The sequence below is a fragment of the Streptomyces scopuliridis RB72 genome, from assembly GCF_000718095.1.
Lineage (GTDB): Bacteria > Actinomycetota > Actinomycetes > Streptomycetales > Streptomycetaceae > Streptomyces > Streptomyces scopuliridis.
Genome location: NZ_JOEI01000002.1, coordinates 418,793 through 441,194, shown reverse-complemented (window position 1 = coordinate 441,194; position 22,402 = coordinate 418,793). Strand labels below are relative to the sequence as shown.

The following is a 22,402-nucleotide window of genomic DNA, read 5'->3' as shown; positions in this document are numbered from 1 at the left end:
TAAGGTCTGTGCGCTGCCTACAAAAGGACCGGACCATGGAGCGCGACCCCTTCGACTGGACCGACGACGAGGCCCGCCGCCGTGAACGGTCGGGGCTGGTCCGTACGCTCCGGCCGCGCCCGGCTGAATCCGGGCTGCTGGACCTGGCGAGCAACGACTATCTGGGGCTCACCCGCCACCCCGCGGTGACCGGCGCGGCGGCGGAGGCGGCGCGCCGCTGGGGCGCGGGCGCCACCGGCTCCCGGCTGGTCACCGGCAGCACCGAGCTGCACGCCGATCTGGAACGTGAACTGGCCGCGTTCTGCGGCTTCGAGGCCGCGCTCGTCCTCTCCTCCGGCTACGCGGCCAATCTGGCCGCCCTCACCGCGCTCACGGCCCGCGACTCGCTGCTGCTGTCCGACGCGGGCAATCACGCCTCGATCGTGGACGGCTGCCGGCTCTCGCGCGCCGAGACCGTGGTCGTACCGCACGCCGAGCCCGAGGCCGTACGCAAGACACTCGACGCGCACGCCGGGCGGCGGGCGCTCATGGTGAGCGACGCGGTGTTCTCGGTGGACGGCGACGCGGCCCCGCTCGGGGAACTGGCCGAGGTCTGCCGTACCCGCGGCGCGGCCCTCCTCGTCGACGACGCGCACGGACTGGGCGTGCTCGGCGCGGGGGGCCGGGGCACGCCGGACGCGGCGGGCATCGCCGGGGCGTCCGGTGTGGTGGCCACCGTCACGCTCTCCAAGTCCCTGGGCAGCCAGGGCGGCGCGATACTCGGCCCGGCACGGGTCATCGGCCATCTGGTCAACGCGGCCCGTACGTTCATCTTCGACACGGGACTGGCGCCGGCGGCCGTCGGCGGCGCGCTGGAGAGTCTGCGGCTGCTGCGCCGGGAGCCCGCCAGAGCGGACCGGGCGCGCGAAGTGGCCCGTACGCTGCACCGGCTGCTGACCGGGGCGGGCCTGACGGCCGTACGACCGGACGCCGCCGTGGTCTCCGTACGAGCACCGTCACCCGAGGCGGCCGTGCGCTGGGCCGCGGAGTGCCGTGCGGCGGGACTGCTCGTGGGGTGCTTCCGTCCGCCGTCGGTGCCCGACGGCGTCTCCAGGATCCGGCTCACCGCCCGTGCCGATCTGACGGATCAGCAGATCGGCACGGCGGTGGACACGATCGTCTCGCTCGCGCCCGGGGACGCGAGCTGAGCGGTCAGCGGGCCGGCGCCTCGTCACGCAGCGCGGAGACGAAGGAGGTCCAGGCGTCCCCCGAGAAGAACAGATGGGGTCGGGTCACTTCCTTGGAGTCACGTACGGCCAGTCCGCCCGCGTCATTGGGGGCGCACTCCACGCAGTTGTTCGCGCCGGTGCTGTAGCTGCTGCGATGCCATGCGGATGGCCATGTCAGGTGGGGGGTCATGATGCTCCCTAGGCGCCGTCACCGATCCCGGCGATGAGATCCAATGAATCCTCGGTCGAGAGGGCATGCGCCTGCATTGTGCCGAACGCCGCGCAGTACGCCTCAAGGTCTTCTTTCCGCTCCAGATAGAGGCTATTCGTCAAATGGTCGAGAACGACCAAATCCAGATCAGTAATGTGCGGAAACGAGAAGATAACGAAAGGACCGGTGAGTCCCACATAGCCGCCCCCCGTGAACGGCAGCACCTGAAGACAGATGTGCGGAAGACGGGCCAGCTCCGACAGCTGTAGCAGCTGCTCCCGCATCACGCCCGGCCCGCCCACCTGACGGCGCAGCACGGCCTCGTCCAGCACGGCGTGCAGCTTCAGGGGTATGCCGGCGCGCAGCACCTCCTGGCGGGCGAGCCGCACCTCGACCAGGGAGTCGACCGTCGCGGAGGGCATCCCGCCGAGCGCCGCACGGGTTACGGCGCGGGCGTACGCGGGGGTCTGGAGCAGCCCCGGGACCACGGAAGTCTCCAGCGTGCGCGCGGTACGGGCCTGGGACTCCAGGCTGATGAAGTCCCGGTACTGTGGCGGGATCACGCCGCCGTACGCCATCCACCACCCCTGGCCGTTGCTGGTGGTCCCGGCCAAGGCGCCCAGCAGCAGCCGCAGTTGCGGATCGCTGACGCCGAGCGCGTCGAGCAGCCCGGCCAGATCCTCGTCCTTCACCCCGCTGACGCCCGTCTCGATCCGGCTGACCTTCGACTGATGCCAGCCGAGCAGCCGCGCGGTCTGGCCGCTCGTCAGCCCCGCGCTCTGCCGCAGCTTGCGCAATTCCTCACCGAGCCTGCGCCGGCGCACCTCTGGAATATGCCGCATGAATGATTGCCTCCCCGCCCTGTGTTCGTCGCGCCCTTGGGCGCCGCGGCGGAGAAGATATCTTTTCGGCGCCCAAATACGGTCTCGCGTTGCAGAGTTCACCGCTTTGAGCGACAGATATATGCAGATCTCGGTGGATCGGCCCTGGGAACGGCACGATCAGTGGCAGGCTGGCGCGAAGCACGGTCCGAGGCCGTCCGCGCAGTCATCCGCTCTGTGCCGGAGCCAGGCCCGGCGGGAAAGGGACGGCGTCGCCATGGCAGACCACCAGGAAGCATCCATCACCCTGCCGAGCGATCCCGCCTCGGTCACCGCGGCGCGAAGATACGTCGTGGACCTGCTGGCCGAGTGGGGGCTGCCGGCGCGGGAGGACATGGCCGAGACGGTACGGCTGATCGTCTCGGAACTGGCCACGAACGCGGTGCAGCACACCTTCGGCCAGTCGCCCACGTTCACCGTGGAGATCAGGCTCGAACGCGACGAGCAACTGCGCGTCGGAGTCACCGACAGCCATCCGCGCTGGCCGCAACGGCTGCCCGCGGCCGTGCAGCAGGACAACGGCCGCGGCATGGTGATCGTCCGCTCGCTCACCGCCGAGCAGGGGGGACAGGTCACGGTCACCCCGACCGCGGAGGGTGGCAAGACGGTCTGGATCGTCCTGCCGTGGACGGTCCCGGTCTCCAGCTGACCGGGGGCCGTCCTGGGGCTGTCCCCGCCGGGGCGTGGACAGCCCCTTCGACGCGTCGTCAGCGTCCTTACGTCCGGGGGGCTGTGGCTCGGGGAGGGCCGGTGCGGGCGGCCGGGGTCAGTTCACCCGGCCGTACAAGACGCTCGGGGACCAGATCCGCTCCAGCCGTACCAGCGCCCCGGTCTTCGGCGAGTGCCAGATCTTTCCCCTGCCGGCGTAGATCCCGACGTGGTAGACGTAGCCGCCCCAGTGGAAGAACACCAGGTCCCCCTTGCGCCGTTGGGAGGGCGCGATATGTCGGGACGAGTTGTACTGCTGCTGGGCCGTGCGGGGGAGCTTCTTGCCGACCTTCTTGTACGAGTAGAGCGTCAGCCCCGAGCAGTCGAAGCGATGGGGCCCCGTGGCTCCCCACCGGTACGGCGAGCCCTCCTTCGAGGCGGCGATCTTGAGGGCCTTGACCGCGCGCGTGGCGGCCTCGGCCTCGGACGTGGCGCCGGGCACGAGCATCGTGCCGCCGAGCGCGGCGAGTGTGAGGACCGAAACCGCACCGGTCCTGGACAACAGAGACGGGACATTCGTCTGCGCGGTCATGCGCAACCCTTCGTCAGCCGCCTGTGAAGGATGACCTGTCGGGTTCGGGCTGGCGAAGTTGCCCGGCCGCTCTCACGGCTTCACCCCGAGGGACGACCACACCGGGCGTCGTCCCGTACTGCCTGGGTCCTCCACTCCTGCCGATCCACTCCTGTCGACCTGCATCCGGTGCGGCGGCAGGACTCGGCGTCCGCCCGGACCGCCCCGCCGCGGTGGCGGGGGCTTGTCGTCCCAGGGATCTTGACGCAGGAACAGGTGGATATCCGAGACGAAACGACCATATGTGAAGTTCGTCACGACTGATCCGAAAGTGTGGCGAAGGGGTGTGTCGCGCCGAGGGCGTGACCCCTGATGAGGGCCGTACCTGCAAGGGAGTTCGGGGGTGCTTCGCGGATCAGGTCGCTCCGCGCAACTTGACCCCCCGTACTCGTCCAGTCGGTTCATACGCCGAACGTGCGAGTCGTTCCCGTATGGGCGGCGTCCATACGGGAACGGCTCGCCGTGTCGGCGCAGGCGTTCACCGCGCGTCGAAGAGGTCGCGTGACGCGTTGAGGGACGTCTTGCGGTTCTGTACGACGTGATCGAGCAGCCCGTACGCCCGGGCGGCCGGCGCGTCGAAGATCGTGTCCCGCTCGATGTCCTCGGTGATCCGCTCCGTGCTCTGCCCGGTGTGCCGCGCCAGCATGGATGTGAGCAGGGACCGCAGCCGGAGCATCTCCTGCGCGTGGATCGCCAGATCGGACATCTGCCCCTGGACCGGCTCCTCGATGGCGGGCTGCTGGAGGACGAGCCGCGCTCCGGGCAGAGCCATCCGCTTCCCCGGCGCCCCGGCGGCCAGCAGTACGGCGGCGGTCGAGGCCGCCTGTCCGAGGCAGATGGTCTCCACGTCGCAGGTGACGATCTGCATCGTGTCGTAGATCGCGGACATGGCGCTGATCGAGCCGCCCGGGGAGTTGATGTAGAGCGAGATGTCCCGGTCGGGCGCGGCGTATTCGAGGTGGATGAACTGCGCGATCACATCGTTGGCCGCGGTGTCGTCGACCGGGGTGCCGAGGAAGATGATCCGCTCTTCGAGGAGCTTGGAGTACGGGTCGAGGGTGCGGGTCCCGTTGGTCGTCCGCTCGGTGAACTCGGGCAGGACGTAGCGGGCTGAAGGACGGTTCATGGCGTGCCTCTCCTCGTACGAGGGTCTCCGTAGGTCTCTGTGAAAATGTACAGGACGTACAGAACGTCAGGCACGGGTATGCGCGGAGATCCGGACGGAACACGGGCCCTCGCCGGTGGCGGCGGGGCGCCGCACCTCGGTTCATGGCGTGTCGCCCTTTTAAGCTGGGGGCATGGCCTACGAGATTCCGGTGACGCAAGCCCGGGCAGAGCTCGCCGATCTGATCAACCGCGTGGTCTACGGCGGTGAGCGCGTGGTGGTGACCCGGCACGGGAAGCCGCTGGTCGCGCTGGTCTCCGCCGCTGACCTGGAACGGCTTGAGAGCGAGCCCGACGCGGCCGAGGAGCAGGTGATCAGCTCGGTCTCGGCCATCCGGCCCGTACCGTCCGCCCCCGGTGAGCGGCGGCGGTTCGGGATCGCGGCCGAGCACCGGCCGGACCGCCACGGCCCGGAGGGCGGTGACCGGCCGCCGGGCCCCGGCAGGTGACGCCGCCGGCTGTGCCGCCGACTCCGTATACGACTTGTGAGGCGACCCGTGCCGGTCCGCGCGGCCGATGTCGCCAGGACCGCGATCGCGGCGGCTCGGGGTGCGTGCCCCGATGTCCAGGGGCCGGCAAAAGATCAGTTAACGCGTTGGAAAAACTTCCGCCCTAACGTGCAATGCCTGGCTGTGACCACCCCGATCACAGTTCAACGGAATGTTGAAGTTGGCTAGGGTTCGGCTGCGCCCGGCCGTCACCGGGCCGGAGACGATGAGGTGGAAGCGTGCAATTGACCCCGCACGAGCAGGAGCGTCTGCTCATCCATGTGGCCGCGGATGTCGCGGCCAGGCGCAGGGAACGCGGACTGCGGCTCAACCATCCCGAGGCGGTCGCCCTGATCACCTCGCACATTCTCGAAGGCGCCAGGGACGGCCGTACCGTCGCCGAGCTCATGGCCTCGGGACGCACGGTGCTCGGCCGGGACGATGTCATGGAAGGCATCCCCGAGATGATCCACGACGTCCAGGTGGAGGCCACCTTCCCGGACGGTACGAAGCTTGTCACCGTCCATGACCCGATCGTCTGACGGGGGAGCGCCGCCGATGATTCCCGGAGAGATCCTCTACGCCGACGGGCCGATCGTCCTCAACGAGGGCCGCGAGGTCACCGCGCTCACCGTTCTCAACACCGCCGACCGGCCGGTCCAGGTCGGCTCCCACTACCACTTCGCCGAGGCCAACCCGGGTCTGGAGTTCGACCGGGCCGCCGCGCGCGGCAAGCGGCTGCATATCGCCGCCGGTACCGCCGTGCGCTTCGAACCCGGCATTCCCGTCGATGTCGTACTCGTACCCCTCACCGGTCTGCGCGTCGTACCGGGCCTGCGGGGAGAGACCGGAGGTCCCCTCGATGACTGAGCTGTCCCGCGCCGGATACGCCGATCTGTTCGGCCCCACGACCGGCGACCGGATTCGTCTCGCCGACACCGATCTGCTCGTCGAGATCGAGGAGGACCGCTCCGGCGGGCCGGGACTCGCCGGGGACGAGGCGGTGTTCGGCGGTGGCAAGGTGATCCGCGAGTCGATGGGCCAGTCCCGTACGACCCGGGCCGAGGGCGCGCCCGACACCGTGATCACCGGCGCGCTGATCATCGACCACTGGGGCATCGTCAAGGCCGACATCGGGGTACGGGACGGCCGGATCACCGGAATCGGCAAGGCCGGCAACCCCGACACCATGGACGGCGTCCACTCCGAGCTGGTCATCGGGCCCGAGACCGAAGTCATCTCCGGCAACGGGAAGATCGTCACCGCCGGCGCGATCGACGCGCATGTCCACTTCATCTCGCCGACGATCGTCGACCAGGCGCTGGCGAGCGGAATCACCACTCTCGTGGGCGGCGGCACCGGACCGGCCGAGGGCACCAAAGCCACCACCGTCACCCCCGGGGCCTGGCATCTCGCGCGGATGTTCGAGGCGCTGGAGACGTTCCCCGTCAATATCGGGCTGCTCGGCAAGGGCAACACGATGTCCCAGGACTCGATGCGTGCCCAACTGCGCGGCGGAGCACTGGGGTTCAAGATCCATGAGGACTGGGGCGCCACCCCCGCCGTCATCGACGCCTGTCTGCGCGTGTGCGAGGAGTCCGGCGCTCAACTCGCCATCCACACCGATACGTTGAACGAGGCGGGCTTCGTCGGCGACACCCTCGCCGCCATCGCGGGCCGCACCATCCACGCGTACCACACGGAGGGCGCGGGCGGCGGGCACGCCCCCGACATCATCACCGTGGTCAGCGAGCCGTACGTACTGCCGAGCTCCACCAACCCGACCCGGCCGCACACCGTCAACACCATCGAGGAACACCTCGACATGCTGATGGTCTGCCACCACCTCAACCCGGCCGTGCCCGAGGATCTCGCCTTCGCGGAGTCCCGTATCCGGCCCTCCACCATCGCGGCCGAGGATATCCTGCACGACCTCGGGGCCATCTCGATCATCTCCTCCGACTCCCAGGCCATGGGACGCGTCGGTGAGGTGATCATGCGCACCTGGCAGACCGCGCATGTGATGAAGAAGCGCCGCGGCGCACTGCCGGGCGACGGCCGCGCCGACAACCACCGCGCCCGCCGCTATGTCGCCAAATACACCATCAACCCGGCGGTCGCCCAGGGGCTCGACCGGGAGATCGGCTCCGTCGAGACCGGCAAACTCGCCGATCTGGTGCTCTGGGACCCGGCCTTCTTCGGCGTCAAGCCACAACTCGTCCTCAAGGGCGGGCAGATCGCGTACGCGCAGATGGGCGACGCCAACGCCTCCATCCCGACCCCTCAACCGGTGCTGCCGAGGCCGATGTTCGGCGCGCTGGGCCGCGCGGCGGCGGCGGGCTCGGTCAACTTCGTCGCGGAGGCGGCGATCGAGGACGGGCTGCCCGAACGCCTCGGCCTGGCGAAGAGGTTCGCGCCGATCGGCAACACCCGGGGGGTCACCAAGGCGGACATGCGGGAGAACGACGCACTGCCGCGCGTCGAGGTCGACGCCGACAGCTTCACGGTGACCATCGACGGCGAGCCGGTGGAGCCCGCGCCCGCCGCCGAACTCCCGCTGGCCCAGCGTTACTTCCTGTTCTGATGAACCGCGCCGCACTGCTCGTGCTCGCCGACGGCCGGTTCCCCGCCGGTGGTCACGCCCACTCGGGCGGGGCCGAACCGGCCGTCAGGGCGGGGCGGATCCACGACGCCCGGAGCCTGGCCGCGTTCTGCCGGGGCCGGCTGCACACCACCGGACTGACCGCGGCGGCCCTCGCCGCCGCGGCGGCCGGGGGCCTCGACCCGCTGGAACTCGACGAGGCCGCCGATGCCCGTACCCCCTCACCCGCGCTCCGGGCGACCGCGCGCAAGCTCGGCCGGCAGCTGATGCGCGCCGCCCGCGCCACCTGGCCCAGCGGCGAACTCGACGCGCTCGCCGCCGCCCGGCCGCGCGGCGCGCACCAGCCGGTCGTCCTCGGCCTCACCGCCCGCTCCGCCGGGCTCGCCCCCGAGGACGCCGCGTACTGCGCGGGGTACGAGACGGTCAGCGGCCCCGCGACCGCGGCCGTACGGCTGCTCAGTCTCGACCCCTTCGAGGCCACCGCCGTCCTCGCCCGCCTCGCGCCCGAACTCGACCGGGTCGCCGGGCGGGCCGCGGAGCTGGCGGGGCGGGCGGCGCGGGAGGGTCTGGACGCGCTGCCCGCCGCCTCGGCGCCGCTGCTCGACATCACCGCGGAGGCGCACGCGGGGTGGCCGGTGCGGCTGTTCGCCTCGTAACCGCCCCAACGCCTCGCGTCCTCTTCCCGTACGCCCCGACAGGAGCCGCACCATGCATCTCGACCACAGCCACTCGGGCCCGGCCGCCGTCAGCGCCGACGCCCTGCGCCCCGACGGCAGGCGGCGCGCTCTCCGTATCGGCCTCGGCGGACCCGTCGGCTCGGGCAAGACGGCGACCGTCGCCGCGCTCTGCCGCACCCTGCGCGACCGGCTGTCACTCGCCGTCGTCACCAACGACATCTACACCCGCGAGGACGCCGAGTTCCTGCTCCGGCACGCGGTGCTGCCCCCCGAGCGCATCCAGGCGGTCGAGACCGGCGCCTGCCCGCACACCGCGATCCGTGACGACATCTCCGCCAACCTGGAAGCCGTCGAGGATCTGGAGGACGCCGTCGGACCGCTCGACCTGATCCTCGTCGAGTCCGGCGGCGACAATCTCACCGCGACCTTCTCCAAGGGCCTCGTGGACGCCCAGATCTTCGTCATCGACGTGGCGGGCGGCGACGACATCCCGCGCAAGGGCGGGCCCGGGGTCACCACCGCCGATCTGCTCGTGATCAACAAGACGGACCTCGCGCCGTACGTCGGCTCCGACCTCGGCCGGATGGCCCGCGACGCCAAGGAGCAGCGCGGTGAACTGCCCGTCGCCTTCACCTCGTTGACGGGCGAGGACGGGGTGCGGCCGGTCACGGACTGGGTGCTGGCGCGGCTCGCCGCCTGGACCGCATGAGCGTCCACGCCACCGCACGTATCGTCGCCACCCCCGCCGGACTGCCCGTACTGACCGGTGAGGGACCGCTGGCACTGCGCCGCACCCGTGCCACCGGGGCAGGCGCCCGGGTCACCGTCGTCGGCGCGATGAGCGCACCGCTCAGCGGCGACCGGCTCGCGATCGAGGCCGACGTACGGGACGGCGCGCGGCTCACCGTGGACGCGGCTGCGGCGACCGTCGCCCTGCCCGGACGCCCAGGCCCTGTCCCGGCCGAACCGGCCCACTACGATGTGCGGCTGACCGTGGGGGAGGGCGCGGAGCTGCACTGGCTTCCGGAGCAGCTCATCTCGGCGTACGGCAGCGATCTGCGGATGCGTACCCGCGTCGAACTCGCCGCCACCGCCCGGCTGGTGCTGCGCGACGAGCAGATCCTCGGCCGGCACGGCGAAGGGCCCGGCACGCTGCTGACCCGGCTCACCGTCCACCGCGCCGGACGCCCGCTGCTCGACCAGGAACTCGCCCACGGACCCGGCGCGGCCGGCGGCTGGGACGGCGGAGCGGTCCTCTGCGGCTACCGGGCCGTCGGTCAACTCCTGCTCGTGGGGCAGGAGTTCGAGGAGAAGCCGGTGGAACCGAGGCTGCTGGGCGACACCGCCGTCCTCACCCCGCTCGCCGGACCCGGGGCGCTCGTCACGGCGGTCGCCCCGGACGCCCTGCGGCTGCGGCGGGTCCTGGACGAGGTGCTGCGCGCGCATCAGACCCACGGATCCGTCTCCGCGTACCGCTGAGCGGGACAGCGCGTACCGGTTATTGGTTCGGTAAAGAAATGGCCGCGTGGCCTGTTCTCAGCCACCACACAGACGAAAGGATCCCGGGGAGTCCAATCGAACGCGTTGCCGCAGGCAGCGCATCACGGAGGGGGAGGTTCCACTTGAGACGCACCGCAGTGCTCGGCTCGGCCGGCACGCTGCTCACGGGAACGCTCATAGCGGGTGCGATAGCCGCCCCGGCGGCGACCGCCGACGGCCGCCACCAGGGTGACCCGGCGGCGTACGGCGCCACGGTCGCCGCCGAGCGCGCCGCGCAGAAGGGCATCGACTGGCAGGACTGCCCGGCCGACTGGGCACTGGAGAAGCCCATCCAGTGTGGCTGGGTGAGCGTCCCGCTCGACTACGCGAAGCCCAACGGCCGGCAGATCAAGATCGCCGTCGACCGGATCGGCAACACCGGCACCCAGCAGGAGCGCCAGGGTTCCCTGGTCTACAACCCGGGCGGTCCCGGCGGCTCCGGCATGGCGTTCCCGCGCCGGGTCGTCACCAAGAACGCGATCTGGGCCGACGCCGCGAAGGCGTACGACTTCGTCGGGTTCGACCCGCGCGGGGTGGGCCGCTCCACGCCCATCTCCTGTGTCGACCCGCAGGAGTTCGTCAAGGCGCCGAAGCTCGACCCGGTCCCCGACAGCGAGGCCGACAAGCGCGCGCAGCGCAAGCTGGCCGCGGAGTACGCGGACGGCTGCCAGGAGCGCAGCGGCTGGATGCTGCCGCACATGACGACGCCCAACACCGCACGCGACCTGGATGTCATCCGGGCCGCGCTCGGCGACAAGAAGCTCAACTACGTCGGCGTCTCCTACGGCACGTACCTCGGCGCGGTCTACGGCACGCTCTTCCCGACGCATGTGCGCCGTATGGTCGTCGACAGTGTGGTCAACCCGTCGAAGGAGAAGATCTGGTACCAGGCCAACCTGGACCAGGACGTCGCCTTCGAATCCCGCTTCCAGGACTGGATGGAGTGGGTCGCCAAGAACGACGCGTCCTTCCACATCGGGACCACCGCCGCTCAGGTCGAGAAGCAGTGGGACACCCTGCGCGCCGCCGCCAAGAAGAACCCCATCGGCGGCGTCGTGGGACCGGCCGAGCTGCTCGGCCTGTTCCAGAGCGCTCCGTACTACGACTCCAGCTGGGTGCCTGTCGCCACGGTCTGGAGCAAGTACCTCGCCGGTGACACGCAGGCGCTGATCGACGCGGCCGCCCCCGACATGTCCGACACCGTGGGCAACGCCAAGTCCGAGAACGGCAACGCGGTCTACACCGCCGTCGAGTGCGCCGACGCCAAGTGGCCGACGAGCTGGAAGCAGTGGGACCGGGACAACACCCGGCTCCACCGCGACCACCCGTTCCTCACCTGGTCCAACGCCTGGATGAACCTGCCGTGTGCCACCTGGGGCGCCAAGCAGCAGACCCCGGTGGAGGTCAAGACCGGTAAGGGGCTGCCGCCGGTGCTGATCACGCAGTCCACGCGGGACGCCGCCACGCCGTACGCGGGCGCCGTCGAGCTGCACAAGCGGTTCAAGGGATCGCGTCTGATCACCGAGCGCGACGCCGGTTCGCACGGCATCACCAATGTGCTGAACCCGTGCATCAACGACCGGGTGAAGTCCTACCTGCTGACGGGGGCGCTGGACAGCGCCGATGTGACGTGCGCTCCGCACGCCACGCCCAAGCCGTAGGACTCCGGGACGGGGGTGACCGGTTCGCCGGCCGCCCCCGTCCGTTCGTCTCCGGGCCGGTTGCTATCCGGCTGTCCGGTCGTGCCGCGCCAGCCAGGCGTCCTCGGCCGCGTAGTCGAAGAGCCCGTCCCGCCCGTAGTTCCGGACCATCTTGGGGAAGGCGTCCGCCCAGTCCCGGCCGCGCAGTCGCTCGGTGAGCCAGGCGACGGTCCCGGGCAGGGACTCGGCGTAGTCCGTGACCGGCCGGTACCCCAACTCCCGCTCCGCTGCGGCCATGTCGTAGATCACGGGATGCTCCAGGCTCCAGGGGGTGTCGCCGACGCCGTCCTCCGGTGCCCCGTCGATCAGTACCGTCTCGGTCTCACGGTCCAGCACCTTGTCGATCTCCGCGCCGATCTCCGCGACGGTCGGGGCCTGCGGATCACCGGCGTTGAGCACGCGAGAGCCGGGGCGCGCCGCCGCCAGTCTGATCAGCTCGGCGAGATTGGCGACATGGACCGGATGGAAGCGGCTCCGGCCGCCGTACGCCAGTACGCGCCGCCGGCGGCCGTCCAGCAGCCGTTTGACGAAGTACAGCTCACGCGGGGTGCGGCAGTACGGGCCATGGATCGCGCCCGCCCGCAACAGCGTCACCGGCGGTGCGTCGCCCGCCGCCAGCAACTCGCGCTCCAGCAGCACCTTTCGCGTGCTGTACGTCGTCTCGCCGGGCGCCACCGTCCGCTGTGTCTCGGAGATCGGCACCGGATAGCGCGGGCCGCCGTCGGGTTCGTTCTGGGTGTCGAAGCCCCGGCCCCGATCGTCCTCGTACACCGCGCCGCTGGAGATGACGACCGCCGAGCCGATCCGGCCGGCGAGCCCGGTCAGCTGGCGGGCGTGTGTCCGCCCGAACGCGGCCATGTCCACGACGACATCGCAGCCGTCGCCGATCACCGAGGCCAGCGCCGCGTCATCCTCACGGTCCAGCCGTACCGTCCGTACGTCCTCGGGCCAGTGCTCGTCCCGGCCGCCGCCGCGCGAGGCCGCGCGTACCTCCCAGCCGTCCTCGGCGAGCGCCCGCACAGCGACCCGCCCCGTCTGTCCTGTCGCACCGATCACCACTACGTTTCCCCTGGTCATACGGGGGACGCTAGAGGTACGGGAACCCCGCGCCCAGGGGAGTTCGCCGGTGGCGAATCTGCTCTCAGCGACGCAGCCGCGGGAACTTCCCGGCCGGCTCGGCCTTCGCCTGCTCCGCCTTCACCTCGGCCGCGTAACGGTCGACGTACTCCTGCCCGGAGAGCCCGAGGATCGCGTACATGATCTCGTCGGTGACCGCGCGGACCGCCGCCTTCTCGTTCTCCAGACCCGCGTAGCGCGCGAACTCCAGCGGCTCGCCGAACCGGATCGTCACCCGCTTGATCCTCGGGACGACCTGCCCCGGCGGCTGGATCTCGAAGGTGCCGACCATGGCGCAGGGCACCACCGGCACCTGCGCCCTGATCGCCATCACGGCGACCCCGACCTTGCCCTTGTAGAGCCGGCCGTCGTGCGAGCGGGTGCCCTCCGGATAGATCCCCAGCAACTCGTCCTTGGCCAGCACCCCGAGCCCTTCCCGGATCGCCGCCCGCCCGGCCTCCTTCCCCGACCGGTCCACCGGGATCTGCCCGGCACCGCGGAAGAAGAACGCCGTCAGCCGCCCTTTCAGCCCCGGGCCGGTGAAGTACTCGGCCTTGGCGAGAAAGGTGATGCGCCGCTTGAGGATGGCCGGCATCAGGAAGTGATCGGAGAACGACAGATGGTTGCCCGCGATGATCGCGGCGCCATCGGCGGGTATGTGCTCAAGGCCCTCGATCCGGGGCCGGAACAGCAGCCGCAGCAGGGGCCCCAGCAGCACATATTTGAGGACGTAATAGAACACGGAGAGCGCTCCTCACTGGCCCGGCCGGCCACAGAACGGCGTTGTCCCAGGTCAACAGGGTGCCCGGCGGTGGCAAGTGTATGTGCGGGTGAGGTCCCCCGTAACCGTCTCGGGGCAGAGCGGGGCAGGGCCATGCTGAACCCACGGCGGCCGCGTGCGGCCGGGATGCGGCCGTAGGGTCCGTTTGGTTTGATCGGTGGTGGGGCCCGCCGGTGGCGGGGCCCACTCGCCGTGCCTACGGGTTCCCCGATGCCACAGAGGCGCCGCTCTCCGTGAGAGGTGAGCTGTTTCAGGAGGCCGCATGGGAATGTCGGATACGTACACGCTGGTCTTCGCGTACCCGGACGCGCCCGACAGGGCTCCGGAGGACGAGGACGTCGTGGTGGTGCACCGTACGGACCGGCTGGGGCCGGGCGGGCACGCGTTGTACGCGGACGAGACCGGCATCGTCCTTGCGGAGATCAGCGACCAGGACGAGGTACGGATGGTCGCCAGTGGCGGACACCAGGATCTCAAGGTGTCGGTCCGGGCGCACCCGGCCTGAGCCGCGGGCTTCCCGACGGGGCAGGAGCTTCGGGGCAGGAGCTGAGGAGGAGGTGCGGCCGCCATGGTGATGCGGTGGGACGCGTTCCTGGCCGCGGTCCAGGAGCGTGGTGAGTACTCCACGCCGCAGGAAGCCGAACGGGCGGTCCGTGTCGTGCTGGCGCTGCTGGGCGCCCATGTGGTCGGGGCCGAGAGGGCCGAACTGGCCGCCCGGCTGCCGGAATCCTGCGCCCTGGTGCTCCTCGACCCGCTCCCGGCCGCCGAGCCGCTCACCCCGGAGCGGTTCGTCCGGGCCACCGCAGCGTGGATCGAGGGAGCGAACGAGGAGACCGCGAAGTGGGACGTGGGCGCCGTTCTGAGCGTCGTGGCCGACTCCGCCGGCGAGGAACTGATGCGCCGGGTCCTCCTCCAGCTCCCGCCCGGGTACGACCTCCTCTTCGGCCGGTCGCAGCCGACCTGAGCGCACCGACCCCGGAGCCCGTCCGCTCAGGATGCCGAAACGCGTGGATGCCGTTTCACTGATGAAGCGGCTTGATCGATCGCTGGATCGAACGATTCGCCGGACAGTGGTGGGCCCCGTGCCCCCCGTCCGGGCTGGTGGCTCTCCCGTCGTATGACATCCCGGGATTCGGAACCTCACCCCCGAAGTCCCGCCGTGCGCCGCGATGAAGGAAAGACGTCATGAGATTGCTCGACTCCGCGCGTGGACTGCCGTCAGGAGGGGCGGGCCGGCGCCTGCACTCCGTCTTCGAGGCCGCCTGTGACCGTACCCCGTCGGCCACGGCACTTGAGTGGGCGGACCACGCACTGACCTACGCCGAACTCGACGCGCGCGCCAACCAGCTCGCGCACTTCCTCCATGGTCTCGGGATAGGCCGGGGGGCCCGGGTCGCGATCCTGATACCGCGGTCGGTGGAGGTGTATGTGTCCCTGCTCGGGGTGGGGAAGGCCGGAGCGGTGTTCGTGCCGATCGATCCGGCGTCCCCTCCGGACCGGCTCGCCTTCATCATGGAGGACGCCGCCGTGGATCTGGTGCTGACCACGTCCGCTCTCGCGCCGGCTGTGGACGGTCTCGCCTGCCGGGTGGTCGAGCTGGACTCGTACGGCCGCGAACTCGCCGTCGTACCCACCACCCGGCCGCTCCCGCACGAGCCCGGCCCCGAGGACGGTCGCCCCGCCGCGTACATTATGTACACCTCCGGGTCGAGCGGCAGGCCCAAGGGGGTGAAGGTCGCCCAGTCGAGCATCTGCAACTTCCTCGATGTCGTGCCCAAGGTCTACGACGTGCGGCCGGAGGACCGGGTGTACCAGGGCATGACGATCTCCTTCGACTTCTCCATCGAGGAGATCTGGCCGACCTGGTCGGTCGGCGCCACGGTCGTCGCGGGCCCGGACGGCTCCGGTCATCTCGGCGCGGAACTCGGCGAGTTCCTGCACAGCCGGCGGATCACGATGCTCTACTGCGTGCCGACGCTGCTGGAGACGATCCCGGCGGAGCTGCCGTACATCCGCAGCATCGTCGTCGGCGGTGAGGCCTGCCCCGGACAGCTGGTCGAGCGCTGGAGCAGGCCGGGGCGGCGCATGCTCAACACGTACGGCCCGACCGAGGCCACCGTCACGGCGACCTGGGCGGAACTGACGCCGGGCAGGGCGGTGACGATCGGAAGACCGCTGCCGACCTATTCGGTGGTGCTGCTCGACGAACAACTCCGGCCCGTGGCCGACGGCGAGACCGGTGAGATCTGTATCGGGGGCCCCGGCGTCGCCGACGGCTACGTCGGGCGGCCGGAGCTGACCGCCGACCGGTTCATCGAGCACCCGCTGGCCCCCCGGGGCAGCCGGCTCTACCGCACCGGGGACCTCGGCCGGATAACCCGGGACGGCGAGGTCGAGTTCCTGGGCCGGGCCGACGACGAGGTGAAGATCCGGGGATACCGGGTGGATCTCGGCGAGATCGACAGCGTCCTGCTGGAGGATCCCGGCGTGGCCGAGGCGGTCACCGCCCTGACGCCCCCTCCGGACCGCGCCGGTGGCGGGGGAAGCAGTGAACTGTGCGCCTACGTGGTGCGCGCACCAGGCCGCGAGGAAGAGGAAGACACCCTGATCACCCGGGTGCACGAAAGCCTGTGGCGCAGACTCCCCGCGTACATGGTGCCGTCCTTCCTGGACATCCTCCCCGGTCTTCCCGCCATGGCCAGCGGCAAGGTGGACCGTAAGCGGCTGCCCGCCCCCACCGGCCGGCGGCTGGTGGGCGGCGGCCGGCTGGTCGCGGCCGAAGGCGCGCTGGAGACGCGGGTACGGGACGCCTGGGCGGAGGTCCTCGGGATCGGGCCCGAGGCGCTGTCGGCCGAGGCGGATTTCTTCACCGACCTCGGGGGCCACTCGCTGCTTGCGGCCCGGGTCGTATCGGTGTTGCGCGGCCGGGACATCGGCGCGAACACCGCGCTGCGCGACCTCTACGCGTATCCGACCGTGCGCGGTCTCGCGGCCCGGCTGAGCGCCACGGAGAACACGACGCAGCTGTCCGCGCCACCCCGCCCCGCGCCGATCCGTCACACCAACGGCCGTATCGCGGGCGCGGGGGCGGCCCAGGCGGGTGTGATCTACCTGCTGCTGCTCGTGCTCAGCCTGCCGGTGGCGTACGTGTACAGCCGGCACGGCGGCCGGATCTCGGTCCGGACGTCGGCGCAGACGACGCTCGGTGTGTATCTCAGCTATCTGGTCGTGCGCTGGCTCGTACCGGTCGCTCTCGTGCGCCCGCTGTCGGCGGGCATCCGGCCGGGCCGCTACCCGCTGTGGGGCCCGGTCTACATACGGCTCTGGGTGGTGCATCTGCTGCTGAGCTTCGGGCCGCTGCCGGTGCTGAGCGGTTCGCCCATGATGGCAGCCTATCTACGGCTGCTCGGCGCGCGTATCGGACCGCGTACCACCATCGCCACCCACACGATCACGCTGCCCGCCCTGCTGCGCGTCGGCGGGGACACCTCGATCGGCTACGGCGTCTCCGTGAGTCCGTGGCGGGTGGCGGACGGCTGGGTGACGGTCGCCCCGATCGAGATCGGGCCGCACGCCTTCGTAGGAGCCAACGCGGTCCTCGAACCCGGCGCACGCATGGGAGCGGGGGCCGGCCTCGGCGAACAGTCCGTCATCGGACAGGACGAGGCGATTCCCGCCGGCGCGCGCGTGGCCGGATCGCCGCCGCGCCCGGTGGACGCGCTCGCCCCCGGCGTCGAGGCCATGATGCGCGCCCAGCGTCGTACGGACGGATGGCGGCCGCGCCATCTCGCCGCCGCGCTCGCCGGACTGGTGCTGCTGGAGACCGCCGCAGTGGCGATGACTGTGCCGGGGATCGCGCTGTTCTGGTGGGCGACGCTGACCTGGGGCCTCGCGGCCGGCGTCGTCGCCACGGCGCTGTCCGGTCCGGTGTTCGTGGTCACGGTCTGCTGTGTGGTCGCCGTGGGCAAGCGGCTGATCCTGCGGAGAGTGCCGGTCGGTATCCATCCGGTGCGCTCCTCGCTCGGCGTACGCAAGTGGGTGTCGGACAAGCTGCTGGAGATCAGCCTCACCTTCACCAACTCGCTGTACGCCACCCTCTGCACCGCGCCCTGGCTCAGGCTGCTCGGCGCGCGGATCGGCCGGGGCGCCGAGGTTTCCACCGTCTCGCACATCGACCCGGGCCTGCTCACCCTCCGCGACGGCAGCTTCGTCGCGGACCTGGCCAATGTCGGTGGTGCCACCTTCGCGGCAGGGCAGGTCGCGTTCGGCCCCACCGAGGTCGGGGAGCGCGCGTTCATCGGCAACTCCGCGCTCCTGCTCGCCGGAACGCGCACCGGACCAGGGTCCCTGGTCGGAGTGGGTACGGTCCCGCCGCAGGGTGACGTACCCGACGGCACCACCTGGCTGGGCTCGCCCGCGATCCGGCTGCCTGTCCGCCAGAGCAGCGGATCGTTCCCCGAGGAACTGACCTTCCGGCCGACCCGCAGGGCCGTACTCCAACGCCTGGGCATCGAGTTCTTCCGCATCACGATGCCCGCGTCGGTGCTGGCCGTGAGCGCGTACCTGTATCTGCTGGCGCTGTCCTGGCTGACCCGCCGTCCCGGCCTGCTGGTGCCCGTGCTGCTGGCGCCGGTCCTCGTGATGATCGCGAGCCTCATGGTGATCTCGTACTGCGCGGCGGTCAAGCGGGTGGTGATCGGGGTCTACCGGCCCCGGGTCGAACCGCTGTGGAGTCTGTTCGTACGCCGCACCGAGTTCGTCACCGGCCTCTTCGAGGCGGCGGCGGTGCCGGCCGGGGTGGGCTTCCTGATCGGAACGCCGTATCTGCCGGTGATCCTGCGGCGGTTCGGGGCGCGCATCGGACGAGGCACCTGGATCGGCACGACCTTCCTCACGGAGTTCGACCTCGTGGACATCGGGGACAACGCCGCGGTCGGTCTGCGCGTATCGCTGCAAACGCATCTGTTCGAGGACCGCGTCATGAAGATGTCGCTGGTCACGGTCGAGGACGGGGCGAGCGTCGGCACCCGCGCGGTCGTGCTGTACGACTCCGTCGTCGGCGAGGACGTCCAGCTCGGCGCGCTGTCGCTGCTGATGAAGGGCGAGCACCTCACACCGGGCACGAGCTGGCGCGGTATCCCCGCCGAAGGCGTTGTCGAGAGGCGCCCCGTCCCGGAAAGCGACGCCCCGGAAAGCGACGCCCCGGCCCGCGACGCCCCGGCTCCGCATGTCCGGGCTTTCGACATCCCGGCTTTCGATGCCCGGACGCGAGGCTCATGACACCCGCCGGACCGGACCGGGCCCTCGTCTACCGAGGGCCCGCCGCCAGGCCCGGCTGCCCGGAGGCCGTGGCCGTGCTGCTCGCCGCCGGCCCCTGGGGCCTGGATGTCCGCTACACCGGTCCGGACGAGGAACTGCCCCTGTCGGCAGAGTCGTTGGCCCGCGCGCGGGTGTACGCGCAGCCGGGCGGCGGGACGTTGTCGCACGGCTACCGGCAACTGGAGCGACAGCGCGGCGCCGTCCGTGCGTACGTCCGGGGCGGGGGGTGTTATCTGGGCTTCTGCCTCGGCGGCTATCTGGCCGGGGCCACCCCGGGGTTCGCTCTGCTGCCGGGCGACACCGACCAGTACAACTCCTCGGCCGGCTCAACGGTCCACGACGACAACGACACACTGGTCGAGGTGCGATGGCGCGGCCGGCCACGCACCCTCTTCTTCCAGGACGGACCCCTCTTCCTCCTCGACAACGGCGCGGACGCCACGGTCCTGGCCACCTACCCCAATGGCACGGTCGCCGCGCTCGTCGCACCGTTCGGCGCGGGCCGCGTCGGGGTCGTGGGACCGCACCCCGAGGCCACCGAGGAGTGGTACACCGATGTCCACCTCCCGGTGCACCACACGCGCGACCTCGCTCTCGACCTGGTGAACGAGGTGATGGCGAGGCAATGACGGGAGAAGCCCGTCCTGTACTCAAGTACCGCCGCTGTAGGTCGTAAGACCGAAGACGGCGGACCTCGGGCCTGTCTTCAAAGTCCCGCCTGCCCGGCGACGCCCGGCACGACCGCAGGCCGCCGAGGCCCGCCAGATCGACCGCCGCGGCCGTGGCCGTGGCCGTGTGCAGCGTCAGCCACCAGGCCGACAGCGGTATCAGCAGCGTCAGCGCCAGGGGCCTCATGGACCCGCGCCTCGCGTTCGGTATCGCCCTCGTCGTCGCCCTGCTGCTGAGCGGCTGGTCGCGGGCCGGCGCGCGGGCGTCGGCCGGCCGCCGCGCCGTGCCGGTGCCCCGCCCCCGCTGTGGTGGGGGCGGGGTGTAGGTTCCCCTTGATCGTTAGCACTGGGCCCTGCGGAAACGCCGGAATCCGGATGTCGTGAGCACTGGCCGCGTCGGTGCATGGTGAGCAATCCGGTGCCTGGTGGTCGGCGAGGGCGGTTACTTTCCGTTGTGCCACGTGGTTTCGTCCGGGGAACGTCCACGGCTGGGGTTATGACGACGGGGCGGTGATGTGTCCCAGGAAAGCTGCGGTGGTCGCCACGAACTGGTCGGCGTCGTCGAGCCACGGGTAGTGTCCGGCGCCGGGCTGGACGACGAGTTCGGCGTTCGGGAAGAGGTCCGCGAACTCGGCCATGGTGTGGGGAGGGGCTCCGAGGTCGGCTTCACCGGCCAGGAGGAGGACCGGCGGGGTGAACTGGGCGAGTGCGGTGCGGGTGGTGTCCGGGGTGAAAGCGCCTTCGGCGCCGAAGGCAGCGACGATCTCCGGGTTCATCCGCTCGTCCCCGGCGGCCTGATGCGCCTGGGCCGCCTGGTCCCAGCGGCCGTAGGAGAACGGTGCGATGGCATTCCAGCTGTCGGCGGTGGCCTTGCCCGCCACGATCGCTTCCAGGGCCGCGAACGCCTGTGGGAACCACGGTTCGTTCCGGCGGAGTTGTGCGGTCTTCAGCCGGAGGTCTCCTGTGATCGTGAGGCCCACAGCCCTGACGCTTGGCGTGATCAGCGCGAGCTTGCTGACGTTTTCGGGGTGGCGGCTCACGTAGAGCGTGGCCAGATTGGCGCCGGCGGAGTGCGCGAGCAGATCCATCTGGGCGAGGCCAAGGTGATCGCGCAGGGCCTCGACGTCGTCGACGAGCCGGTCGCAGCGGCAGGAGGCGGTGTCCTGTGGTGTCGCGGACTGGCCGGTGCCCCGGAGGTCCAGCCTGATCAGCTGCCGGTGGGCGGAGAGGCCGCCGAGGTCGCCGAGGTAAGCGGAATCCGTCGGGCCTCCGGGGAGGCAGACCACCGGAGGGCCGTCTCCGAACACGTGATAGGCGAGCTTGGTCCCGTCGTGCGCGGAGAAGGTAGGCATGGCCGGGACATTGTCAGCGGCGTTCGGATCGGGCAACTGGGTTTCCATGACGTGCTCGTTGTGGAGTAGGTCAAGCAGTGCCTCGTGTTGGCGTGACCTGTGGGAACGCCAGAAAGGCTTGCCAGAGGGTATTCATCCGGCTCGTTGCGTCTCTGACGGGGGCGCCGCCGAGTCGGATGGTCTCCGTGCCGCGTTCTCCTGGGCTTCGAGAAGCTCGTCACCGTGCTCGATTGCCCAGCGTCCGAGCGCCATCATGGGACCCTCGACGAGGCTCTGCCCCAGGCTTGTGAGGCTGTATTCGACGCGAGGTGGCGCTTCGGCGTGTGCGTGGCGGTCGACCAGGCCGCTGGAGAGCAAACGATGCAGGGTGTCGGTCAGGACCTTGTCGCTGATGCCGCCGATCGTGGCGCGCAGCTCGCGGCGTCGACGCGGGCCCGTGCGAAGAGCCGCCAGCACAACGGGATCCCATGTGTGGGCGAAGAGATCGGTGGCCGCGCGCAGACGGCAGTCAGCGACCAACTCGTAGCAGTGGCATTCGTGATCAGTCATCTCGTCGCCCATCATCGCGTGGTCGTTGCGCACCGTTCGGTGCGTAACACCTTCCCTAATGTGACTGCCCAATCTGACTGCCACTTGAGAGGAAGCGACGATGCGCATCGGGATCCTGGGAACAGGGACGCTGGCGGCGGCCTTGGGTGAGGGCTGGTCACGCGCAGGGCACGAGGTGGCGATCGGCGGGCGGTCGCAGGTCAAGGCGGAGAAGCTTGCTGAGCGGTTGGGGCACGGAGTGCTCGCCGTCGCGCCGCGTGAGGCGGTCATCGGGCGTGATGCGGTGCTCCTCGCCGTGTCCTGGGACGGCGTCGAGGACATGCTGGGCTTGGTGGGCGCGTCCGACGGCGTGCTTGAGGGGATGCCGTTGATCGATCCCACGAACGCTGTCGCGCATGGTGTCGGCGTTCTGCTCACCGAGCACGGCGAGTCGATGGCGAGGCGGATCGCCGGACTTGCTCCGGGAGCTCATGTTGTCAAGGCATTCCATCTCTTTCCCGCTGACCAGTGGACGAGCTCTCCCGAGAGTGGCCGGTCCGGCGTGACTGTGGCGATGTGCGGCGACGATTCTGCGGCACTGCATGTCGTCGGCGAGTTGGTGCGCGATGTCGGCGGGACGCCAGCGATTCTTGGGGCGCTGGATCGCGTCCTCCAGCTGGAGGAGGTGGCGGGCTTCGTCATTGGACTGGCGTTCGAAGGCTTCGACCCCAACTCCGCAGTCCCTCGCGTCCCCTCATCGGCTGTGACGAACTGACCTGCTGTCCGCATCAGACGGGAGACCCAGTCCAGACTCTCGTGGTCCGAGAGCAGTGCGCACTGATCGCATCGTCTGGAATTGGGCATCCTCCTGCTCCTGGCGGTGTGCAGC

The 22,402-nt window shown here is 70.5% G+C and carries 24 protein-coding genes and 1 riboswitch; of the genes, 16 read left to right on the top strand and 8 right to left on the bottom strand.

Annotation, left to right across the window (positions count from 1 at the left end; genetic code table 11):
* Positions 1-35: 35 nt before the first annotated feature.
* Positions 36-1,187 (top strand): 8-amino-7-oxononanoate synthase, encoded by a 1,152-nt coding sequence (locus IF11_RS0103120; protein ID WP_030349828.1) that lies wholly within the window; start codon positions 36-38, stop codon positions 1,185-1,187.
* A gap of 4 nt (positions 1,188-1,191) precedes the next feature.
* Here IF11_RS0103120 and IF11_RS0103115 read toward each other — a convergent pair whose 3' ends face one another.
* Entirely contained in the window at positions 1,192-1,398 is a 207-nt protein-coding gene (locus IF11_RS0103115) for a DUF397 domain-containing protein (RefSeq protein WP_030349827.1), read from the bottom strand.
* Between the two features lie 8 nt (positions 1,399-1,406).
* A complete protein-coding gene (locus IF11_RS0103110; protein WP_030349826.1) occupies positions 1,407-2,261 on the bottom strand; it encodes a helix-turn-helix domain-containing protein in 855 nt (284 codons plus the stop codon).
* Between the two features lie 256 nt (positions 2,262-2,517).
* On the opposite strand from IF11_RS0103110, the gene IF11_RS0103105 reads away from it, so the two are divergent.
* A complete protein-coding gene (locus IF11_RS0103105; protein WP_030349825.1) occupies positions 2,518-2,949 on the top strand; it encodes an ATP-binding protein in 432 nt (143 codons plus the stop codon).
* Between the two features lie 117 nt (positions 2,950-3,066).
* Here the strand turns inward: IF11_RS0103105 and IF11_RS0103100 are convergent, their stop codons facing one another.
* Together IF11_RS0103100 and IF11_RS0103095 are read right to left on the bottom strand one after the other, a co-directional pair.
* Positions 3,067-3,540 (bottom strand): C40 family peptidase, encoded by a 474-nt coding sequence (locus IF11_RS0103100; RefSeq protein WP_030349824.1) that lies wholly within the window; start codon positions 3,538-3,540, stop codon positions 3,067-3,069.
* A gap of 3 nt (positions 3,541-3,543) precedes the next feature.
* Positions 3,544-3,726, bottom strand: a riboswitch (cyclic di-AMP (ydaO/yuaA leader).
* Positions 3,727-4,057: 331 nt separating this feature from the next.
* Positions 4,058-4,705 (bottom strand): ATP-dependent Clp protease proteolytic subunit, encoded by a 648-nt coding sequence (locus tag IF11_RS0103095; protein WP_030349823.1) that lies wholly within the window; start codon positions 4,703-4,705, stop codon positions 4,058-4,060.
* Positions 4,706-4,877: 172 nt separating this feature from the next.
* On the opposite strand from IF11_RS0103095, the gene IF11_RS0103090 reads away from it, so the two are divergent.
* The 8 genes from IF11_RS0103090 (at position 4,878) to IF11_RS0103055 (ending at position 11,710) form a co-directional block, all read left to right on the top strand.
* Positions 4,878-5,192 (top strand): type II toxin-antitoxin system Phd/YefM family antitoxin, encoded by a 315-nt coding sequence (locus IF11_RS0103090; protein WP_030349822.1) that lies wholly within the window; start codon positions 4,878-4,880, stop codon positions 5,190-5,192.
* Positions 5,193-5,470: 278 nt separating this feature from the next.
* Positions 5,471-5,773 carry an urease subunit gamma gene (locus IF11_RS0103085; RefSeq protein ID WP_030349821.1) on the top strand — a complete coding sequence of 101 codons (303 nt, stop codon included), beginning with the start codon at positions 5,471-5,473 and terminating at the stop codon, positions 5,771-5,773.
* Positions 5,774-5,789: 16 nt separating this feature from the next.
* Positions 5,790-6,101 carry an urease subunit beta gene (locus IF11_RS0103080; RefSeq protein WP_030349820.1) on the top strand — a complete coding sequence of 104 codons (312 nt, stop codon included), beginning with the start codon at positions 5,790-5,792 and terminating at the stop codon, positions 6,099-6,101.
* Positions 6,094-7,815 (top strand): urease subunit alpha, encoded by a 1,722-nt coding sequence (locus tag IF11_RS0103075; RefSeq protein WP_030349819.1) that lies wholly within the window; start codon positions 6,094-6,096, stop codon positions 7,813-7,815. Before IF11_RS0103080 ends, IF11_RS0103075 begins: the two co-directional genes overlap by 8 nt.
* Positions 7,815-8,489 (top strand): urease accessory protein UreF, encoded by a 675-nt coding sequence (locus tag IF11_RS0103070; protein WP_030349818.1) that lies wholly within the window; start codon positions 7,815-7,817, stop codon positions 8,487-8,489. The genes IF11_RS0103075 and IF11_RS0103070 overlap by 1 nt, the downstream gene beginning before the upstream one ends.
* 52 nt (positions 8,490-8,541) lie before the next feature.
* Positions 8,542-9,219 (top strand): urease accessory protein UreG, encoded by a 678-nt coding sequence (gene ureG / locus IF11_RS0103065; protein ID WP_030349817.1) that lies wholly within the window; start codon positions 8,542-8,544, stop codon positions 9,217-9,219.
* Positions 9,216-9,989, top strand: coding sequence for an urease accessory protein UreD (locus tag IF11_RS0103060; protein ID WP_030349816.1), 774 nt, complete (start codon positions 9,216-9,218; stop codon positions 9,987-9,989). The genes ureG and IF11_RS0103060 overlap by 4 nt, the downstream gene beginning before the upstream one ends.
* 143 nt (positions 9,990-10,132) lie before the next feature.
* The gene (locus tag IF11_RS0103055; protein ID WP_030349815.1) at positions 10,133-11,710 is read left to right on the top strand and encodes an alpha/beta hydrolase; all 1,578 of its coding nucleotides are present in this window, start codon (positions 10,133-10,135) and stop codon (positions 11,708-11,710) included.
* 63 nt (positions 11,711-11,773) lie between these two features.
* Here the strand turns inward: IF11_RS0103055 and IF11_RS0103050 are convergent, their stop codons facing one another.
* Together IF11_RS0103050 and IF11_RS0103045 are read right to left on the bottom strand one after the other, a co-directional pair.
* On the bottom strand, positions 11,774-12,805 hold the full coding sequence (locus tag IF11_RS0103050) for an NAD-dependent epimerase/dehydratase family protein (protein ID WP_030349814.1): 1,032 nt from the start codon (positions 12,803-12,805) through the stop codon (positions 11,774-11,776).
* 85 nt (positions 12,806-12,890) lie between these two features.
* Positions 12,891-13,607 (bottom strand): lysophospholipid acyltransferase family protein, encoded by a 717-nt coding sequence (locus tag IF11_RS0103045; protein ID WP_030349813.1) that lies wholly within the window; start codon positions 13,605-13,607, stop codon positions 12,891-12,893.
* Positions 13,608-13,908: 301 nt separating this feature from the next.
* On the opposite strand from IF11_RS0103045, the gene IF11_RS0103040 reads away from it, so the two are divergent.
* The 5 genes from IF11_RS0103040 (at position 13,909) to IF11_RS0103020 (ending at position 19,959) form a co-directional block, all read left to right on the top strand.
* Positions 13,909-14,151 carry a DUF6296 family protein gene (locus IF11_RS0103040; protein WP_030349812.1) on the top strand — a complete coding sequence of 81 codons (243 nt, stop codon included), beginning with the start codon at positions 13,909-13,911 and terminating at the stop codon, positions 14,149-14,151.
* Positions 14,152-14,214: 63 nt separating this feature from the next.
* The gene (locus IF11_RS0103035; protein ID WP_030349811.1) at positions 14,215-14,610 is read left to right on the top strand and encodes a DUF2267 domain-containing protein; all 396 of its coding nucleotides are present in this window, start codon (positions 14,215-14,217) and stop codon (positions 14,608-14,610) included.
* Positions 14,611-14,831: 221 nt separating this feature from the next.
* On the top strand, positions 14,832-18,926 hold the full coding sequence (locus IF11_RS0103030) for a Pls/PosA family non-ribosomal peptide synthetase (RefSeq protein WP_063759112.1): 4,095 nt from the start codon (positions 14,832-14,834) through the stop codon (positions 18,924-18,926).
* Positions 18,923-19,594 (top strand): hypothetical protein, encoded by a 672-nt coding sequence (locus IF11_RS0103025; RefSeq protein WP_037726821.1) that lies wholly within the window; start codon positions 18,923-18,925, stop codon positions 19,592-19,594. Before IF11_RS0103030 ends, IF11_RS0103025 begins: the two co-directional genes overlap by 4 nt.
* Positions 19,595-19,746: 152 nt before the next feature.
* Entirely contained in the window at positions 19,747-19,959 is a 213-nt protein-coding gene (locus IF11_RS0103020) for a hypothetical protein (RefSeq protein ID WP_030349808.1), read from the top strand.
* 168 nt (positions 19,960-20,127) lie between these two features.
* Here the strand turns inward: IF11_RS0103020 and IF11_RS0103015 are convergent, their stop codons facing one another.
* Together IF11_RS0103015 and IF11_RS0103010 are read right to left on the bottom strand one after the other, a co-directional pair.
* Complete coding sequence (locus IF11_RS0103015; RefSeq protein ID WP_030349807.1) at positions 20,128-20,985, bottom strand: alpha/beta fold hydrolase; 858 nt, start codon at positions 20,983-20,985, stop codon at positions 20,128-20,130.
* 132 nt (positions 20,986-21,117) lie between these two features.
* A complete protein-coding gene (locus IF11_RS0103010; protein ID WP_051745408.1) occupies positions 21,118-21,567 on the bottom strand; it encodes a winged helix-turn-helix transcriptional regulator in 450 nt (149 codons plus the stop codon).
* Between the two features lie 67 nt (positions 21,568-21,634).
* On the opposite strand from IF11_RS0103010, the gene IF11_RS0103005 reads away from it, so the two are divergent.
* A complete protein-coding gene (locus IF11_RS0103005; protein WP_030349805.1) occupies positions 21,635-22,288 on the top strand; it encodes an NADPH-dependent F420 reductase in 654 nt (217 codons plus the stop codon).
* Positions 22,289-22,402 lie beyond the last annotated feature (114 nt).

Excerpts from the sequence above, each read along its gene's own strand:
- IF11_RS0103105 (WP_030349825.1), top strand. The coding sequence starts at position 2,518 with ATGGCAGACCACCAGGAAGCATCCATCACCCTGCCGAGCGATCCCGCC.
- IF11_RS0103090 (WP_030349822.1), top strand. The coding sequence starts at position 4,878 with ATGGCCTACGAGATTCCGGTGACGCAAGCCCGGGCAGAGCTCGCCGAT.
- IF11_RS0103075 (WP_030349819.1), top strand. The coding sequence starts at position 6,094 with ATGACTGAGCTGTCCCGCGCCGGATACGCCGATCTGTTCGGCCCCACG.
- IF11_RS0103110 (WP_030349826.1), bottom strand. The coding sequence starts at position 2,261 with ATGCGGCATATTCCAGAGGTGCGCCGGCGCAGGCTCGGTGAGGAATTG.
- IF11_RS0103120 (WP_030349828.1), top strand. The coding sequence starts at position 36 with ATGGAGCGCGACCCCTTCGACTGGACCGACGACGAGGCCCGCCGCCGT.
- IF11_RS0103100 (WP_030349824.1), bottom strand. The coding sequence starts at position 3,540 with ATGACCGCGCAGACGAATGTCCCGTCTCTGTTGTCCAGGACCGGTGCG.
- IF11_RS0103095 (WP_030349823.1), bottom strand. The coding sequence starts at position 4,705 with ATGAACCGTCCTTCAGCCCGCTACGTCCTGCCCGAGTTCACCGAGCGG.
- IF11_RS0103035 (WP_030349811.1), top strand. The coding sequence starts at position 14,215 with ATGGTGATGCGGTGGGACGCGTTCCTGGCCGCGGTCCAGGAGCGTGGT.
- IF11_RS0103040 (WP_030349812.1), top strand. The coding sequence starts at position 13,909 with ATGGGAATGTCGGATACGTACACGCTGGTCTTCGCGTACCCGGACGCG.
- ureG (WP_030349817.1), top strand. The coding sequence starts at position 8,542 with ATGCATCTCGACCACAGCCACTCGGGCCCGGCCGCCGTCAGCGCCGAC.
- IF11_RS0103070 (WP_030349818.1), top strand. The coding sequence starts at position 7,815 with ATGAACCGCGCCGCACTGCTCGTGCTCGCCGACGGCCGGTTCCCCGCC.
- IF11_RS0103080 (WP_030349820.1), top strand. The coding sequence starts at position 5,790 with ATGATTCCCGGAGAGATCCTCTACGCCGACGGGCCGATCGTCCTCAAC.
- IF11_RS0103115 (WP_030349827.1), bottom strand. The coding sequence starts at position 1,398 with ATGACCCCCCACCTGACATGGCCATCCGCATGGCATCGCAGCAGCTAC.
- IF11_RS0103015 (WP_030349807.1), bottom strand. The coding sequence starts at position 20,985 with ATGCCTACCTTCTCCGCGCACGACGGGACCAAGCTCGCCTATCACGTG.
- IF11_RS0103005 (WP_030349805.1), top strand. The coding sequence starts at position 21,635 with ATGCGCATCGGGATCCTGGGAACAGGGACGCTGGCGGCGGCCTTGGGT.
- IF11_RS0103030 (WP_063759112.1), top strand. The coding sequence starts at position 14,832 with ATGAGATTGCTCGACTCCGCGCGTGGACTGCCGTCAGGAGGGGCGGGC.
- IF11_RS0103060 (WP_030349816.1), top strand. The coding sequence starts at position 9,216 with ATGAGCGTCCACGCCACCGCACGTATCGTCGCCACCCCCGCCGGACTG.
- IF11_RS0103025 (WP_037726821.1), top strand. The coding sequence starts at position 18,923 with ATGACACCCGCCGGACCGGACCGGGCCCTCGTCTACCGAGGGCCCGCC.